The organism is Marinobacter maritimus (assembly GCF_007671675.1).
GTDB classification, from domain to species: Bacteria; Pseudomonadota; Gammaproteobacteria; order Pseudomonadales; family Oleiphilaceae; genus Marinobacter; species Marinobacter maritimus.
In genome coordinates this window covers 641400-658969 of the sequence record NZ_VCGW01000001.1, presented here as the reverse complement: position 1 = coordinate 658969, position 17570 = coordinate 641400, and the positions used below count along the sequence as shown (strand labels likewise).

11 protein-coding genes and 4 tRNA genes are annotated in these 17570 nt (G+C 54.6%); 6 read left to right on the top strand and 9 right to left on the bottom strand.

Annotated elements, in window-relative coordinates:
• Positions 1-154: 154 nt before the first annotated feature.
• The 5 genes from tig to FFI90_RS02990 all read right to left on the bottom strand — a co-directional run bounded on the left by tig (position 155) and on the right by FFI90_RS02990 (position 2263).
• On the bottom strand, positions 155-1459 hold the full coding sequence (gene tig / locus FFI90_RS03010; RefSeq protein ID WP_144776395.1) for a trigger factor: 1305 nt from the start codon (positions 1457-1459) through the stop codon (positions 155-157).
• A gap of 276 nt (positions 1460-1735) precedes the next feature.
• Positions 1736-1820 (bottom strand) — tRNA-Leu (locus FFI90_RS03005).
• Positions 1821-1924: 104 nt separating this feature from the next.
• A tRNA-His gene (locus FFI90_RS03000) sits at positions 1925-2000 on the bottom strand.
• 77 nt (positions 2001-2077) lie between these two features.
• Positions 2078-2154 (bottom strand) — tRNA-Arg (locus FFI90_RS02995).
• Between the two features lie 32 nt (positions 2155-2186).
• A tRNA-Pro gene (locus FFI90_RS02990) sits at positions 2187-2263 on the bottom strand.
• 226 nt (positions 2264-2489) lie between these two features.
• On the opposite strand from FFI90_RS02990, the gene folD reads away from it, so the two are divergent.
• Complete coding sequence (gene folD / locus FFI90_RS02985; RefSeq protein WP_144776393.1) at positions 2490-3347, top strand: bifunctional methylenetetrahydrofolate dehydrogenase/methenyltetrahydrofolate cyclohydrolase FolD; 858 nt, start codon at positions 2490-2492, stop codon at positions 3345-3347.
• Positions 3348-3423: 76 nt separating this feature from the next.
• Here the strand turns inward: folD and FFI90_RS02980 are convergent, their stop codons facing one another.
• The 3 genes from FFI90_RS02980 to FFI90_RS02970 form a co-directional block, all read right to left on the bottom strand.
• Positions 3424-5604 (bottom strand): malate synthase G, encoded by a 2181-nt coding sequence (locus FFI90_RS02980; RefSeq protein ID WP_144776391.1) that lies wholly within the window; start codon positions 5602-5604, stop codon positions 3424-3426.
• A gap of 135 nt (positions 5605-5739) precedes the next feature.
• Positions 5740-7128: a cysteine--tRNA ligase gene (cysS, locus tag FFI90_RS02975; protein ID WP_144776389.1), complete on the bottom strand. Its 1389-nt coding sequence runs from the start codon at positions 7126-7128 to the stop codon at positions 5740-5742.
• 25 nt (positions 7129-7153) lie between these two features.
• Entirely contained in the window at positions 7154-8824 is a 1671-nt protein-coding gene (locus FFI90_RS02970; protein ID WP_144776386.1) for a glutamine--tRNA ligase/YqeY domain fusion protein, read from the bottom strand.
• A 136-nt stretch (positions 8825-8960) separates the two neighbouring features.
• Here FFI90_RS02970 and FFI90_RS02965 point away from each other — a divergent pair, with 136 nt between their 5' ends.
• The 5 genes from FFI90_RS02965 (at position 8961) to FFI90_RS02945 (ending at position 16759) form a co-directional block, all read left to right on the top strand.
• Positions 8961-9470: a peptidylprolyl isomerase gene (locus tag FFI90_RS02965; protein WP_144776384.1), complete on the top strand. Its 510-nt coding sequence runs from the start codon at positions 8961-8963 to the stop codon at positions 9468-9470.
• Positions 9467-10192 carry a UDP-2,3-diacylglucosamine diphosphatase gene (gene lpxH / locus FFI90_RS02960; RefSeq protein ID WP_144776382.1) on the top strand — a complete coding sequence of 242 codons (726 nt, stop codon included), beginning with the start codon at positions 9467-9469 and terminating at the stop codon, positions 10190-10192. The genes FFI90_RS02965 and lpxH overlap by 4 nt, the downstream gene beginning before the upstream one ends.
• A 131-nt stretch (positions 10193-10323) precedes the next feature.
• Entirely contained in the window at positions 10324-12192 is a 1869-nt protein-coding gene (locus tag FFI90_RS02955; RefSeq protein ID WP_144776379.1) for a sulfatase-like hydrolase/transferase, read from the top strand.
• A 48-nt stretch (positions 12193-12240) separates the two neighbouring features.
• Positions 12241-14046 carry a glycerophosphodiester phosphodiesterase family protein gene (locus FFI90_RS02950; protein ID WP_144776377.1) on the top strand — a complete coding sequence of 602 codons (1806 nt, stop codon included), beginning with the start codon at positions 12241-12243 and terminating at the stop codon, positions 14044-14046.
• A gap of 70 nt (positions 14047-14116) precedes the next feature.
• Positions 14117-16759, top strand: coding sequence for a mechanosensitive ion channel domain-containing protein (locus FFI90_RS02945; RefSeq protein WP_144776375.1), 2643 nt, complete (start codon positions 14117-14119; stop codon positions 16757-16759).
• A gap of 27 nt (positions 16760-16786) precedes the next feature.
• Here FFI90_RS02945 and FFI90_RS02940 read toward each other — a convergent pair whose 3' ends face one another.
• A complete protein-coding gene (locus FFI90_RS02940) occupies positions 16787-17566 on the bottom strand; it encodes an amino acid ABC transporter ATP-binding protein (RefSeq protein WP_186317900.1) in 780 nt (259 codons plus the stop codon).
• Positions 17567-17570: the final 4 nt, after the last annotated feature.

Sequence of the window (17570 nt, the reverse complement as noted above, 5' to 3'; positions counted from 1 at the left end):
CGTGGCGACGAGCCACGGCATCTTCGGTATTCTTGCATCCTGTACTTTGCCAGCCGCAAGCCAAGATGAAAACAGCCGGGCATGCCGGCTGCTAACTCTGTTCGGCCAGCGGGGCCGGAAACTAACCCGACCCCGGCACTTTCACGCCGCCTGATCAGCGCTGGGGCTGCCCAGCCTGGATGGCTTCTTCGTACTTGACCTTCTTTTCCGTAACCTTTGCCTGAGAAAGCACATGGTCAACAACCTGATCTTCCAACACGCTGGACTCGATCTGGTTCTTCTGCTCAGGATTGCCGCTGAAGTGGGCAATAACCTCTTCTGGCTGTTCATACGTTGACGCGATCTCCTGGATCTTTTCGTCAACTTTAGCCGGATCTACTTTCAGATCATTCGCCTTCACAACTTCCTGGAAAAGCAGACCGGTTTTAACACGACGCTCAGCCTGCTCCTGGAAGATTTCTTTTGGCAACTGCTGGAAATCCACTTGGCCACCGAAGCGCTGAACCGCTTCCTGCCTCAGGCGGTCAATTTCCTGATCTGCCAGTGACGCGGGAATGTCGACCTGCGTTGTTTCCAGAAGACCGTCTACAACGTCATTCTTGACCTTGTTAGACACAGCCTGTTTGAGCTCGCGCTCCATGTTCTTTTTCACTTCTTCACGAAACGCAGCTTCGTCTTCAGCTTCAATACCAAACTTGGCAAAGAACTCAGTATTCAGCTCAGGCAACTGAGGCTCTTCGACTTCGTGAATCTTGATATCGAACTTCGCCGGCTTACCTTTGAGATCTTCGTTGTGGTAGTCCTCCGGGAAGGTCACTTCAATTTCAAGCTCCTCGCCGGCTTTACCACCAACGATGGCTTTTTCGAAGCCAGGGATCATCTGATCCGAACCCAGGGTCAGCTTATGGCCTTCAGCGGCACCGCCCTCAAACTCTTCCCCATCGATAGAGCCCTTGAAATCAATCGTCAACACGTCCTTGTTCTTGGACTTGCGCTTGACGGACTTCATGGTGGCCTGCTGACGGCGCAGGTTATCGATCATGGTATCGATATCTTTGTCGGTAATTTCAGAAGTCAGCTTTTCGATGGAAACCTGGCTCAGATCACCCAGCTCGATTTCTGGCATAACTTCGAAAACGGCGACGAACTCAAGGTCTTTGCCGGCTTCCATGGTTTTCGGCTCAAGCTTGGGCCAGCCCGCAGGGTTAATATCCTGCTCCTGCAGTGCCTTGATGTAGTTGTCGCGCATGATCTCGCCGACAATTTCCTGGCGCACGCTATCACCGAACCGACGTTTGACCACGCTCATGGGCACCTTGCCGGGGCGGAAACCATTAAGGCGCACAGTACGCGCAGTTTCCTGCAGGCGTTTCTGAACCGCCTGTTCAATTTCCTGGGCGGGCACACCAATCGTCATGCGACGCTCGATGTTGGAGGTCGTTTCTACAGACACTTGCATGGAAGATCCTCAAATTTCGGGTTCGGTATATGAATGAAATTAAAACCAAAAGTCCATTCCTGAGCAGCTTCCCCGGAAAGGACCCAAAATTAAAAGCCGGTAGTTTATCACGGTTTACCATGACGAGAGAATCATCTGCCACGGGTAGTTTCACGATTAGTGATTACAGCGACGACTACACAGGAGAGTTGGGGACAAAAAGAGAAAAACAAAGGGGCACTTCTGTTCTTTCGAACTAAAAAAGGCCCTTGGCGTAATTCCAAGAGCCTTCAAATATGGTACTCCGGGAGGGACTTGAACCCCCACACCTTGCGGCAACAGGACCTAAACCTATCGTGTCTACCAATTCCACCACCGGAGCAGAAAAATCGTCAATTCAAAATCACCACACAAGCTGAAAACTCAAAACGATAACCTGGAAAAGGTCACATCACTCAGCAGGGTGGAAAACGCCTCAAAGAAAAGTGGGGTGGACGAAGGGGATCGAACCCTCGACCGCAGGAGTCACAATCCTGAGCTCTACCAACTGAGCTACGTCCACCACATCGGTATATAACCTTAAGACGCTTAACTTTGCCGCTTGCGGTGGCCTGGTACCGGTCAAGCCGACGGCTGAAATGGCGCGCCCGGCAGGACTCGAACCTGCGACCCTCGGCTTAGAAGGCCGATGCTCTATCCAGCTGAGCTACGGGCGCTTGACCGTTCGCCCACCTGAACATCCAGAAAATGGTCGGGGTAGAGAGATTCGAACTCCCGACATCCTGCTCCCAAAGCAGGCGCGCTACCAGACTGCGCTATACCCCGTCTGAACTGAACAATATGTGCATCAGCAAAGTTGGTGCGGATATTACTGTCGCCAAATGCTTCCGTCAACAGGGAAAGTGAAATTCTCTGAAAAATCCGCTGTTTCTCTCCAAATTTTTCTGCCCCACCCAACGACATAGACCGGCTCCCCAATTGGAGTTGGGCGGCAAGCATGAGACAATAACTGCCCTTTTATTCTATCAATGCCCAACCGACAAGACGAACCATGAGCGCCAAACTGATCAATGGAAAAGAAATTGCAGCCGCAGTCCGACAACAGGTCGCTTCAGGAGTTGAAGCCCGCACCAGCCAAGGACTAAGAGCCCCCGGTCTGGCCGTTGTGCTGGTAGGGAACGACCCGGCCTCTGAGGTATATGTTGGCAACAAGCGCAAGGCCTGCGACGCCGCGGGCATTCTCTCGCTTTCCTATGACCTGCCTGGAGATACCTCACAGCAGGCCCTTGAAGCACTGATTGATGAGCTGAACGAGAACCCCCTCGTCGATGGCATACTGGTGCAGCTTCCACTACCAAAGCATCTGGACGCAGACCCTATCTTGCTGAAAATTCGTCCCGATAAGGATGTCGATGGCTTTCACCCATACAACATCGGTCGCCTGGTGCAGCGTAAGCCTGCACTCAGGCCCTGCACACCAGCGGGCGTCATAACCCTGCTGGATAGCATTAACACCCCCTACAAAGGCCAGCACGCCGTGGTTGTGGGCGCATCCAACATCGTAGGTCGCCCCATGATCATGGAACTGCTGCTCAAAGGCGCAACCACCACAGTATGTCATCGCTTCACCCCGAATCTGGAAAAGTACGTTCGTGAAGCCGACATTCTGATCGCCGCTGTCGGCAAACCCGGGCTGATCAAGGGCGAGTGGGTAAAACCCGGCGCCACCGTGATTGATGTGGGTATCAATCGCATGGAGAACGGCAAGCTGCAGGGCGACGTGGATTTTGATGAAGCATCAGCTCGTGCTGCGTACATAACGCCGGTGCCGGGCGGTGTTGGCCCGATGACGATTGCCACCCTTTTGCAGAACACCTTGTATGCGGCAAACGAACTGCACAACGAGTAATCAATTCGTACACCAGGGTATAATGCAACCATAAAAAAACCCGCCGAAGCGGGTTTTTTTATGGTCTCAGCCGATATTACTGGCCGAATTTCTCTTTCGCCTTCAGGCGATATGCGTGCAGCAACGGCTCTGTGTAGCCGTTCGGCTGCTCGCGACCTTTCAGAACCAGATCCATGGCGGCCTGGAACGCTACGCTGTCTGCAAAGTTCGGCGCCATTGCCCGGTACGTCGGGTCATTGGCATTTTGCTTATCGACAACCTGCGCCATGCGCTTCATGGTTTCTTCAACCTGCGCCTCGGTGCAAATACCGTGATACAGCCAGTTGGTCAGATGCTGTGATGATATTCGCAACGTAGCACGGTCTTCCATCAGGCCCACATCATTGATATCCGGGACCTTGGAGCAGCCAACACCGCTGTCAATCCACCGCACCACATAACCGAGAATACCCTGGGCGTTGTTATCCAGCTCCTGTTGAATCTCGGCCGCTGTCAACTTCGACGGCCCATCCATCACCGGCACAGTGAGGATGTCATCCAGGTTGGCACGGGTGCGGCTTTCCAGATCTTTCTGGATATCCGCAACAGACACCTGGTGATAGTGAGTTGCATGCAGGGTTGCTGCTGTGGGCGAAGGGACCCATGCTGTATTGGCACCCGCTTTCGGGTGACCGATTTTCTGTACAAGCATGTCAGCCATCAGGTCCGGCATGGCCCACATGCCCTTGCCAATCTGGGCAACGCCTCGGAAGCCGGTTTCCAGACCAATATCAACGTTCCACTGCTCGTAAGCGCCAATCCATGCAGCCTGCTTCATCTCGCCTTTGCGAATGAACGGCCCAAGTTCCATGGACGTGTGCATCTCATCGCCGGTGCGATCCAGGAAGCCGGTATTGATGAACACAGCACGATCTTTTGCGGCGTGGATACAGGCTTTCAGGTTCACCGTAGTGCGACGCTCTTCGTCCATAATGCCTACTTTCAGGGTAAAACGCGGCAGACCAAGAGCATCTTCAACGCGACCAAAGAAATCGTTGGTAAACGCTACTTCTTCGGGGCCGTGCATTTTCGGCTTCACGATATACACAGAGCCGGAAGTGCTGTTCTGAAAACGACTGGCACCCTTGAGATCATGAATGGCAATCAGCCCGGTAAGGAGGCCGTCCATCAAGCCTTCAGGCACTTCAGCACCATCTTTCAGCAGAACAGCCGGGTTGGTCATCAGATGACCCACGTTACGGATAAACATCAGGCTACGGCCTTTCAGCTTAAGCTCGCTGCCATCGGCTGCGGTGTATTCGCGATCCGCATTCATTTTGCGGGTCAGACGCTCGCCGCCTTTTTCGAAGGATTCTTCCAGGTCGCCTTTCATCAGGCCCAGCCAGTTGCTGTAAGCCAGTGTCTTGTCGTCGGCATCTACTGCGGCAACTGAGTCTTCGCAATCCATGATGGTGGTCAGTGCAGATTCCATCAGTACGTCTTTTACATGGGCTCCGTCGTCCTTGCCGATCGGATGGCTGGCATCGATCTGGATCTCGAAGTGCATGCCGTTTTTGACCAACAGAATGCCGGTAGGTGCATCGGCAGCTCCGGTGTAACCTACAAAACCCGATTCGTCTTTCAGGCCGGTAACCTCGCCGCTCTGCAGCTTGACGACCAGCTTGCCTCCGGCAACCTGATACAGAGCTGCATCCTTGTGACTGCCCGCAGCCAAAGGCGCGGAGCTGTCCAGCAGGTTGCGTGCAAATTCAATAACCTTGGCGCCGCGCACCGGGTTGTAACCACGGCCCTTTTCAGCGCCGTTCTCTTCAGAGATGGCGTCGGTGCCGTAGAGCGCATCGTACAGGCTGCCCCAGCGCGCATTCGCTGCGTTCAGCGCGAAGCGGGCGTTCATGATCGGCACCACAAGCTGCGGGCCTGCCATGGTCGCGACTTCGGGATCAACGTTGGTCGTGGAGATACGGAAGTCCGCCGGCTCATCTACCAGGTAGCCGATATCCTTGAGGAAAGATTTATAGGCGGCCATGTCCAGCTTCTGACCTTTGTGGTCGCGGTTCCAGCTGTCCATTTTTTCCTGAATTGCATCGCGCTTGGCGAGCAGTTCCCGGTTGCGCGGCGCCAGATCGTTGACGATCTTGTCGAATTCCGCCCAGAATTTTTCGGCATCTATTCCGGTGCCCGGGATTGCTTCGTTGTTCACGAAGTCATACAAATTCTTTGCGACCTGAATGCCGCCGAGTTGTACGCGCTCTGTCATCGTTCTTAGCCTCAGTGGGTTAGCCCTGTCCCGAAAGCCGCTCAGCGGTCGGGCTCGAAAAATCGAAGGCCGCATTATACGGGAAGTTCCCTATAAGGTCATTTCCCTGAATACAACACGACCTTGGTAACAACCTTAGCTGCGCCGCCAGCTTGTTCCCTCACGGGAATCGTCCAGAATAACGCCCTGTTCTGCCAGCTCATCACGAATACGGTCAGCGCCAGCAAAGTCTTTGGCTTTGCGTGCATCAGCGCGAGCCTGAATTTTTGCTTCGATATCTTCTGCACTCAGCTCGCTGCCGGAATCGGCCTGGAAAAACGCATCCGGATCTTGTTGCAAAAGACCAAGAATAGCGCCTAGCCTGACCATGACAGTCGCCGCCTCTTTTGCCCTACCATCCCGGCCTTCGCGGCGGTGCTGGTTGATGTCGTTGGCCAGCGCGTGCAGAACCGAGATCGCGCCCGGGCAATTGAAGTCATCGTCCATCAGTTCAACAAAACGCCGGTCATGATCTGTCTCAGACACGTCGACGGACTTTTCCGGCACGATGCCGCGCAGAGCATGATAGAGCCTTGCAAGCGATCGCCCCGCCTCAGAGAGGTTATCTTCGGAATAATCGACCTGGCTGCGATAGTGGCTGGAAACCAGGAAGAAACGCACCACTTCGGGCGGATAGGTTTCCAGAATTTCCCGGATGGTGAAAAAATTGCCCAAAGACTTGGACATCTTTTCCTTGTTCACGCGAATCGCGCCCGCGTGCATCCAGGTATTTACAAAGGTGTGCCCTGTCGCGCATTCGGACTGGGCAATTTCGTTTTCATGGTGTGGGAACAGCAGGTCCGGCCCACCACCATGAATGTCGAAGGTATCACCCAGGCAGCGGGTCGACATAGCGGAACACTCAATGTGCCATCCGGGACGACCATCACCCCAAGGCGACGACCAGCTCACTTCGCCTTCGCCGGCGGCTTTCCACAATGCAAAATCCGCTGGGCTGCGCTTGGCCTCCTGCACGTCTATGCGCGCGCCGGCAAGCAGGTCTTCAAGCTTTTTCTTGCTGAGTTTTCCATAGCCTTCGAAAGACTCTACGGAAAAATACACGTCGCCGTTATCGGCGGCATATGCATGATCAGACTCAATAAGCGTGGTGATCATGGCAATGATCTCAGCGATGTAATCCGTTGCACGGGGCTCTGCGCTGGGTGGCAGCACGCCAAGCCTGGCCTCATCCTCATGCATTGCGGCGATCATGCGCTCTGTGAGATCGGTAAACGGTTCCCCGTTTTCCTCAGCCCGCCGGAGAATCTTGTCATCAATATCGGTTATGTTGCGCACATAGGTCACATCGTACCCGCGGTCGCGCAGATAGCGTGTTACCACGTCAAAGGCCACCAGCACCCGGGCATGGCCCAGGTGGCAGTAGTCATAAACCGTCATCCCACACACATACATCCGAACCTTTCCCGGTTCGATGGGCGTGAAGTTTTCTTTTTGCTGGGTGAGCGTGTTGTAAATCCTGATCACAGCTGGTCTCCCTAATGCTTACCCCTCATTTACCCCAGGAATCCCGCAAGGTAACGGTGCGATTGAATACCGGCTTGCCGGCTTTGGCCGTCAGCTCCTGATCACAGAAGAAGTACCCTTCGCGCTCGAACTGGTATGGCAGGTCCGTCAGCGGCGTTGCCAGGCTTTGCTCTACCCGCGCGCCCTTGAGCACCACGAGCGATTGCGGATTAATGTGATCGACGAAGTCGCCTTCCTTGTCGCTGTCCGGTGATTCGTGATTGAACAGGCGATCGTACAGATTGATATCACAGTCCACGCTGTTGCTCTCGGACACCCAGTGGATAACGCCGTTGGGCTTATAACCCTCGGGGTTCACACCCAGCGTGGCCGGGTCATATTCGCAACGCAGCTCGACGATCTCGCCGCTGGCATCCCGCACAACTTCCTTACAGGTCATCACATAGCCGCCGCGCAGGCGGACCGCCTGCTCCGGCGCCAGGCGCTTCCACTTGCGCGGCGCCTCTTCAACGAAGTCTTCCCGGTCGATATAAAGAGTCTGACTCCAGGTAACTTCACGCTGCCCCATGTCCGGGTTCTGCGGGTGTACCGGCAACACCAGGGTTTCCGTCTTGTCCGCAGGGTAATTGGTCAATATCACCTTTAACGGGCGCATCACACACATGGCACGGGGCGACCGTGTGTTCAGGTCTTCCCGGATGGCAAACTCCAGCATGCCCATATCCACAGTACCGCCGGCCTTGTTCACACCGATCATATCGCAGAACGTGCGCAGGGATTCCGGAGTGTAGCCCCGGCGACGCATACCGGAAATGGTGGGCATGCGTGGGTCGTCCCACCCATCTACCAGGTGTTCATCCACCAGGCGCTTGAGCTTGCGCTTGCTGGTAATTGTGTAATTCAGGTTCAGGCGGGCGAACTCGATTTGCCGCGGCTGGCAGGGCGCACTGATGTTTTCCAGCACCCAGTCATAAAGGGGGCGGTGGTCTTCAAACTCCAGAGTGCACAGCGAGTGCGTAATTCCCTCCATGGCATCGGAGATGGGGTGAGTGAAATCGTACATCGGATAGATGCACCATTTATCGCCCGTCTGGTGATGCTCAGCGTAACGAATGCGGTAGAGAATGGGGTCTCGCATATTGATGTTAGGGGACGCCATATCTATTTTCGCCCGCAACACCAGCTCGCCATTTTTGAATTTACCATCTCGCATGTCACGGAAAAGCGAGAGACTTTCATCCGCCGGGCGATCGCGGTACGGGCTGTTTCTGCCGGGTTCTTTCAGGCTGCCACGATATTCCGCCATTTCGTCAGCAGATAACGCACACACATAGGCCTTGCCCTTCTCAATCAGCTCTTCAGCAAAGCCATAGATCGAATCAAAGTAGTCGGAGGCATAACGCACCTCTCCGGACCATGTGAAGCCCAGCCATTCCACATCCTTCTTGATGGCGTCGATATACTCCTGGCTCTCCTTCTCCGGGTTGGTATCGTCAAACCGCAGAGTACATTCGCCGTCAAATGTCTCGGCGATACCAAAATTGAGGCAGATGGATTTGGCATGGCCGACGTGCAGGTAGCCATTGGGCTCAGGCGGGAAACGGGTCACCACCTGACCGGTATGTTCGCCTTTGGATACGGCGTCTTCGATCAGGCTCTGAATAAAATTATGGGCTTTCTTCGACTCGGCGCTCATACAATCTCTGCTAAAAGAAGTGGGTCGTAAACCGGCTATTATACTCATAAATCAGTGCCGGACTCATGCATCGCTGGAAACTCTTGAGTACAATACCGGCTTTAACCGATTCAAACCCAACGAACAGGAAACCCTGATGATTCTGCTGACAACCAATCACGGCGATATCAAGCTCGAACTGGATTACGAAAAGGCGCCTGAAACCGCCAAAAACTTTGAACAATATGTTCGCGACGGTTTCTACGACGGCCTGATTTTTCACAGGGTAATCAGCAACTTCATGGTTCAGGGCGGCGGCTTTGAGCCCGGCATGACTGCACGAAAGACCCGTGAGCCCATCAAGAACGAAGCCGATAACGGCCTGAGCAACATGAAAGGCACCGTCGCCATGGCCCGCACCATGGATCCTCACTCCGCCTCCGCTCAGTTCTTTATCAACGTTGAGAACAACGGCTTTCTGGATCACACCGCCAAGAATGCAGAAGGCTGGGGCTACTGTGTATTCGGCAAGGTAGTAGAAGGTATGGATACCGTCGACGCCATACGCGCTGTACGCACCACTATGGACGCAGGTCACCAGGACGTCCCCCACGAGGACGTGGTAATCGAGAAAGCCAGCGTTATAGAGGACGGAGGCGCAGCGTGACCACGCTGTTTATTTCCGATCTCCATCTGGAAGAGTCACGCCCCGACATAACCGGGGCGTTTCTCCGCTTTTTGAAGGAAAAAGCGCCGGGAGCAGAGCAACTGTACATCCTGGGTGATTTTTTTGAAGCCTGGATTGGTGACGATGAGCACACGCCGTTGCAGGAGCAGGTAGCAGCCGCGCTGCGCACCTTGAGCGACAACGGCACTCGTATTTTTCTGATGCACGGCAACCGGGATTTTTTGCTGGGCGAAGACTTTTGCGCCCGCGCAGGTGCGACATTGCTGGACGACCCCACGCTTATTGACCTGTACGGCACCCCTACCCTGTTGATGCACGGTGACAGCCTGTGTACGGCCGACGTCGAATATCAGAAATTTCGTGCCAACATGCGCAACCCGAAAACTCAGAAGCTCATTCTTGCCCGACCTCTCAAAGACCGCCAGCAAATGGCCCGACAGCTTCGGGAAATGAGCATGGCCACAAACCGTGACAAAGCCGAGGGCATAATGGATGTGACGCCAGACGAAGTCGTGCGCGTTATGGAAGCCCATGATGTGCCACGACTTATCCATGGCCACACCCACAGGCCCGCCGAGCACGCCCTGAAAGTGAACAACAAAACCGCTAAACGGATTGTTCTCGGCGACTGGGATACGAACCTTTGGTGGCTGGAAGCGAATCCGGGGCTGGAGCCTGAGCTGAAAAAAGCTCCGCTGTAACAGCTCAGCACGCAACCTTTCCCATGGATTAAATCTGCGACACAGAGGCCTCCATATAGGGTGTAGCGGTTGAATGCCCGATCCACGAACGCGTACTGTATAAAGACACTGTACACGGGACTGCAATCGCCATGAGACTCGCTGCGACCCTCGGGGATCGCCGTTTTTTACTGACCGTTCTGCTCGCATGGGGCTGGCTTCTGCTGATCCGTGCTGGTCTGATCCTGCAAAGCGGCGTCTGGCCAAGCACGGTCGGAATGATTGGGAGCGATTTGGTCGGCGCGTTTGTTCTCGCCATACTGCTGACAATAACGCGAGGCCCCCTGCGAGCGGCGCTGGTCGTATTGCTCGGTTTTGCCGCCTACGTCGCCGGGATGCATCTGACGGCACACGGCACCTTGTTTCAACTGGCGTTCGCGAGCAAGGGCATGGATCCTACCTTTATAAGCGGCAGCCTGCTTAATGTCCATCTTGCCCTGCTGCCCTTCTATCTGCTCCTCGCATGGGGGCTACATCGACTGCACCGGTCACTGGTTCCGAGCCCGCCACGGGGATCCATCGGACTGCTCGCCGCCGGTGCAGCGATGCTGGCGGTATACGCCATGTCATTCCCAAGCTTGACCACCCCGGCCAACAACGTGGTGGCAAGCACACTGGCTCAGGTTCCTGCCACCGCCATAAACCCACTGGGTACAGCAATTGGCGATGAAGCGGTTGAGATTGCCGGAACGCCCACTGATAACAACGAGGAAGAAACCAATTTCTTCTACCAGCGCGTTGAAGCCAACTCCGTAGACAAGCCGCCAAATGTACTACTTATCATGATTGAAGGCTTGTCGGCCGGCTACTTTCCGGAGGTCAGCCAGTACCACGACCTGCAGCCACTGATCACACTGGACAGCCTGGAAAGCGTACTGAAAGCGCAGGGGTTCCGGATGTACCGCAACCACCTCAGCCTGGAACGTCAAACGGATCGCGGCACTTTTTCAATTGTCTGTGGGCGCTATCCGGATTTCCGTAGAGTCTCCAGAAAACTGCTCGACGTAGCTGAGGAACGCGCCACCCCAGACTGCCTGCCCGCCAAGCTCCGCGATGCTGGTTATCACACCGCTTACTGGCAGGCAGCGCCAACCAGCTACATGCAAAAAGATGAGTTCATGCCGAAAGCGGGCTTCCTGGACGTAACGGGAGCGGAGGCGTTCAATAACGCCGAAGACATAGAAGGCTGGGGCCCGGCCGACCCGGTGTACTTTCCCAATGTTGCCCGGCGCCTGAAAGAACTGGACCGGAGCAACTCACCCTGGTTTGTTACGCTTCTCAACATCGGCACCCATCACCCTTTCGATATTGGCGAAAAGGCAGAGCAGGATCTGGAGAAAACAGCGTCGAACAGTGAGGAAGCTGCAACTGAGGTCCCTTTATTGCAGCCCCAGCAGGCTCGACGCGACGCCATGAAGGTCATGGAGAAATCCCTCGGACACTTTCTTGAGGACTTGGCAGCAAACGGAACACTGGACGACACCCTTGTCATACTGACGTCCGATGAGTCGGGAGGCTTTGTGCGAGCAGACCATGAAACCTTGCCACTGAACAGCAATCTGGGAATGCTCGCGGTTCGCCCGCCAGACCCGAAGGACCTTCAGGGATATGCAGACCCAAACACGATCACCGCACAACTGGATATTCCTCTGACCATCCTGGACGCCACCGGTCGTGGCGAATACGCAGGCGATATGATTGGCCGCAGCCTGCTGGTCCAAATCGATCAGACGCCCAGAGACATACTCCTTGCAGACACCTATACCGGGCTCAAGTACTTTCTCAGGGAAAAAGGAGAATTGTTGGCTTGCACAGAGCTGCTTACTCGTTGCACTTCATGGATGTTCAATCCTGACCGGGTCTTCGGCTCTTTCAGGGAAGCAGACAAGCCGCCCTTTCTCTCGCTGGAAGAACGCATGGCCCTGTTTAAAAACGCAACCATGCTGACACCGACTAATTAGTACCTGATACACACCAAACGGCATTCAGACCTCTGAAATCCCTGATCTATGAGAACGTTGATAGCCAGCACATTGAACATTCTTCGGCTCCATCGCAGGGCGCTCCTGACGTTCTATCTGTTTTTTTCCGGCCTCGCACTGGCTGTTATTACGCCAACGCTTTCATGGGCACTGGCGTCATTGCGCCCTGTAACGGGAGAAGGGGCCATCAGCACGGGTGGGATCATCGAGTTCCTGATATCTCCTGGCGGCATCCTCTGGGTGGTGGTCAGCCTTAATTTAGCGGCACTGACATTCGTGCTGCAACAGGCCGGCATCACGCTCATTGCGGCAGCGCCACATCGTCAGCCCTACCGGACGGCACTTCGCGCTCTCTGGGGAACGACCCGCAGCCTCCTGCCGCTGATAAAGTTGACCCTGCTTCAGGTGTTCACACATCTGATGATCGCCCTGCCCTTCCTTGCTATAACCGGGCTGGCATGGTCATGGCTACTTAACCTGTACGACCCCTATCTGCTGCGAGTTGAAAAGCCACCCGAGCTCTGGTGGTTTATCGCCTGTGCGACGCTTTCAGGCCTTGGCATTCTTCTATGCAACGGTTTTCTCTACTTGCGCTGGATATTGGCTGTGCCTTGCCTGATGTTACAGAGCCGCTCGCCCACTGAGGCGCTAAAGGAAAGCACACGGCTGACCCGGGGGCAGAAAGGGCAAGCCAGCGGTTTGCTGCTCTGCGGGCTGATAGCTCTGATGCTATTGCCTGTTCTGGTGGCGTTCGCGTTCGATCAGATCGCCACAGGCATGTTTGCTGCCCTGCAAGCTCATAAAGACATGCTTGCGACAGTGGTGCTTGTGTTTATCGCTGCCTATATTTTTATAGGCATTGCAGTGACGTTTCTGGGCGCCTCGGTTTACGGTGCATTCATTGTCAGCCTGCACCAAAGGGCAAGCGGTGTCGTGTCAGCTAAGCGCATCGCTGAACGCCTCACCATACCAGAGCATGCCGGATTCAAAGCTTGGGCGGCCGAACTGTTCGTGGTCGTACTTGCACTCAGCCAGGCCTGGCTGGTGTTTGGTGCACTTGAGCAAAGGGAAGATGTCACAATAACAGCGCACCGAGGCAGTTCGCTGGCAGCACCGGAGAATACTCTTAGCTCCATCGAGCAAGCTATAGAGGGTGGCGCAGACTATGTCGAAATCGATGTGCAATTGACGGCGGACGGTGTACCGGTTCTTTGGCACGACGCAGACATGAGCCGGATTTTTGGTTTAAAAGAGCGAGTCAGCGATGTCCGCTATGAGGACATCCGGGATCTTGATGCCGGGAGTTGGTTCAGCATCGATTTTTCGGAAGACAGGATTGCAACGCTGGCCCAGGCTCTGGAGACTGCCAATGGTCGGGCAAAGCTTTTTATCGAGCTGAAGCCTGACCGCAACACACCGCATCTGACGCAAACTGTCGTCGAGCTTCTCCAGCACATGGAAGCCGTAGATGGAACAATCGTTGCTGCCTCAGACTGGCTGACCCTTCAGGAGGCAAAAAGACGGGAACCTCGACTGAAAACAGCACTGATCGCACAGTTTGTGATGGGGCCTTTGTGGACAGATAACTACGACATACTGGCACTGCGTGCAAACCGGGTAACGCCGGCAACCATTGCAAGAGCCCACAGGGCAGAAAACGAGCTGCATGTATGGACCGTTAACCATCCGGATGAGATGTCACGCTTTATCGACATGGGTGTGGATAACATTATTACGGACCGCCCAGAGATGCTTGCCGACATCCTTCAGGAACGGAAAAACCTTTCTGATACCGAATTGCTGGCAACCAAGCTCCACAACTGGTTGCGTTGATGCGCAGATGAAATAGTCTAACCTTGAATCAACACTCAGCTGCAACCGACCAGGCAAGGAACGCAAACACATGAAGCAACGCCCAACCCGTTATGCATTTTTAACAACATGGCTGGCCGGGGTTCTTCTGCTCTGCTTTTCCACCTTCGCTGCCTTGGCCGAAGACACCAGCGAGAAGGATCCCGAGCAACCGGAGGAAGCACGCCCGGCGGTACAACCTGAATTGGAGGAAAACACAGACACGCCTCCGGAAATCAAACTGCCCGATGCGATCAATGCCGACATACAGCAACAGGTTCGTGCGCTGCAGGCGGCGCTCGAACAACGCCAGGCTGCGGTTCGGGAAAGCCGGGAGAGGTTGACCTATGCCGAGTCCATTCTGACCCGCCTGCAGGATGAGTACAAAAGCTTTGAGCTGAGGCTTGAGAAAGCTGGGCTCAATCTGACCGCCAGCTATGCCGACCTTTTGAAACAGAGGCTTGAGCGCCTGCAAAGACAGAGTATTGCCAGCGAGCTTATTGAGGGCATTGAGGACAAGCTCTCTACTGCAAGAGAAGAACAGCTGAGGCTGGAGGAATTTGAAGCGATAGCAGAACCGGGTGACGATGCCCGCGGCCAACTGCGCAACCAGCGTGCAGAATTGCTGCGTGGGTTGCACAAAGCCGTGACGGAGCACATCGATGTGCTCAATGAATACTACAGCACTGTGACGACCCTTCAGGATCAGGTTCAGGAATACCAGAAACTTTTGCAGCAACGTCTGTTCTGGCTCCCCAGCGCGGCCGCAGTCAGTATGAAAACCGCAGGGGAGCTTTACCAATCCGCCAGATGGTTTTTCTCCCAACTAAGTATTGATGTGCTGAGTGACAGCCTCACCCGCTCTGTAAACGAACGCGGCGCGCGCATGGGGCTTGTCACGCTATTCCTTATCGTTTTGCTGATAAAGCGCAAAGCGATCAAGAACAATCTTCGGGGCAACAGCCAACATATCGGAAACGTTGGGCAGGACCGGACCATTTTTACATTGCAGGCACTGATCAACAGCATTCTGCTGTCGCTACCGGGCGTACTATTGTTCTCTCTCGCGGCCTTGTTGCTGATGGAAGGAAATGCTTTTTACGCGGCGCTCTCAAAAGGCTTCACGGCCGCCGCCTTTATCATGTTTTTGCTCGCTTTTGTGCGTAACGTTGCCCGCAAACAAGGGCTTGGAGAAAGCCACTTTCACTGGAACACCAACACCCTGCTGGTTATCCGTCGCAAATTGCCCGTGCTGATGGCGTTTGTTGTACCGGTGACCGTGATCACCACGTCGACAAACTCGACGCCTGAAGGCGCACAATTTGATGACAGCCTTGGCCGCCTGCTTTTTACTCTGGTTTCCATCGTATTATCCTTGTTCGCGCACCGGATCATGGAGGCGGTGCGTGCTGGCAAACTCGACAGTAATTTTTTAATGCTGCTTCATGTGACGGCGGTAGCAGGCCCCCTTGTCCTGGCCGCAGCGTCGCTGATCGGTTATCACTACACGGCCCTGCAACTTGAACGCAACCTGTTCGTTACCATCTGTTGGTTGGCCTTTAACACACTTATTTACTATGTAGGCTTGAGAGCGCTGTCTGTGCGTGAGCGCAGACTCACCCTTGAGCGTCTGCGAGAACAACGCGCTGCTGAGCGCAGGGCAGCGGAAGCCCGGGAGTCAGCAGATACGTCCGGCGAAGGCGTGCTTCAGAACCTCGACATGCCCGAGATGAATCTCAAGGACATCAGCCAACAGAGCTCTTCGTTACTGAGAATAATTGTCTCTGCTCTTGCCATCACCGGCCTGCTGTTTCTGTGGGCGAGTGTCATACCGGCATTGCAACTGTTCAATGATATTACTCTGTGGACCATTGCCACTGACCTGCAGGGTGGCGACCCACTGCCCATCACGCTTGCAGATTTGCTGCTCGCTCTGCTCGTAGCCGCCGGTACTGTTCTTGCAGCAAAAAACCTCCCCGGAACCATGGAGGTGACCCTGCTGAGCCGAATGAATCTGGAGCCGGGCACAGGTTATGCCATTACAACCATTACCACCTACATTCTTGTTCTTCTGGGAGTGGTTATCTGTCTTGGCGTGATCGGGGTTCAGTGGTCCAAGCTCCAGTGGCTGATTGCCGCCCTTGGGGTGGGGCTTGGCTTTGGCTTGCAGGAAATCGTCGCCAACTTTGTATCCGGCATCATCCTGCTGTTTGAACGCCCGATCCGGGTAGGCGATACGGTGACCATTGATGGCATAACCGGCACGGTTTCCCGCATACGCATCCGTGCTACCACACTGGTGGACTGGGACAGGAAAGAACAGATTATTCCCAACAAAACCTTCGTAACCCAGGATCTGACCAACTGGACGCTGTCGGATTCGATTACCCGCGTTATTCTCTATGCCAACGTCGCTTTCGGATCCGATGTGGACAAGGTTCAGGAACTGCTCACCCAGGTCGCACATGACAATGCTCGGGTGGTGGACGATCCCGCACCTGCGGTTTTCTGTGTTGGCCTTGCGGGCGGCAGCATCAATTTCGAAGTTTGGGTTTTTGTCAAAGACCTGCCCGACATCATGCCGCTATCCCATGAAATACATGCGTCCATCACAAGAGCAATGGCAGAGGCCGGCATCAACATCCCCTTCCCGCAACGGGATATCCATATTCGCACCCTGCCGGAAACCCGTTAGGGTGCATCTCGCCCAAGTTCCTGTTCGTTAATGCTGCAGAATCTGTTGCAGAAACTTTTGGGTGCGAGGTTCTTTGGGGTTGCTGAAAAATTCCGTAGGCGGAGCCTCTTCGACAATCTCGCCGGCGTCCATGAAGATCACGCGGTCCGCAACCGTTTTGGCAAAACCCATTTCATGGGTCACACAGATCATGGTCATGCCGCTACCGGCGAGCTCGATCATAACGTCGAGAACTTCTTTGATCATCTCCGGGTCGAGCGCCGACGTGGGCTCATCAAACAACATGATTTTGGGCTTCATACATAAAGCCCTGGCAATGGCCACACGCTGTTGCTGGCCACCTGATAGCTGCCCGGGATACTTGGTAGCCTGATCCGGTATCTTTACCCGCTCAAGGTACTCCATGGCAGCTGCTTCAGCTTCCCGACGAGGCAGCTTGCGCACCCATATCGGCGAAAGACAGCAGTTTTCAAGCACGGTGAGGTGAGGAAACAGATTAAAGTGTTGAAACACCATGCCCACTTCCCGGCGCACGCTGTCTATGTGACGGACATCATCGGTAAGCTCAACGTCATCTACAATGATCTTACCCTGTTGATGCTCTTCAAGGCGATTGATGCACCGGATAAACGTCGATTTCCCTGAGCCGGATGGGCCACAGATTACGATTCGCTCGCCCTGATCAACAGCCAGGTTGAGGTCTTTGAGCACGTGAAAGTCGCCGTACCACTTGTGCATACCTTCCACACGGATAATGCCCGGCTTTTTTTCAGCCTGAGTTTCTGCAGATTCGAATTGTTGTGTCATAGTT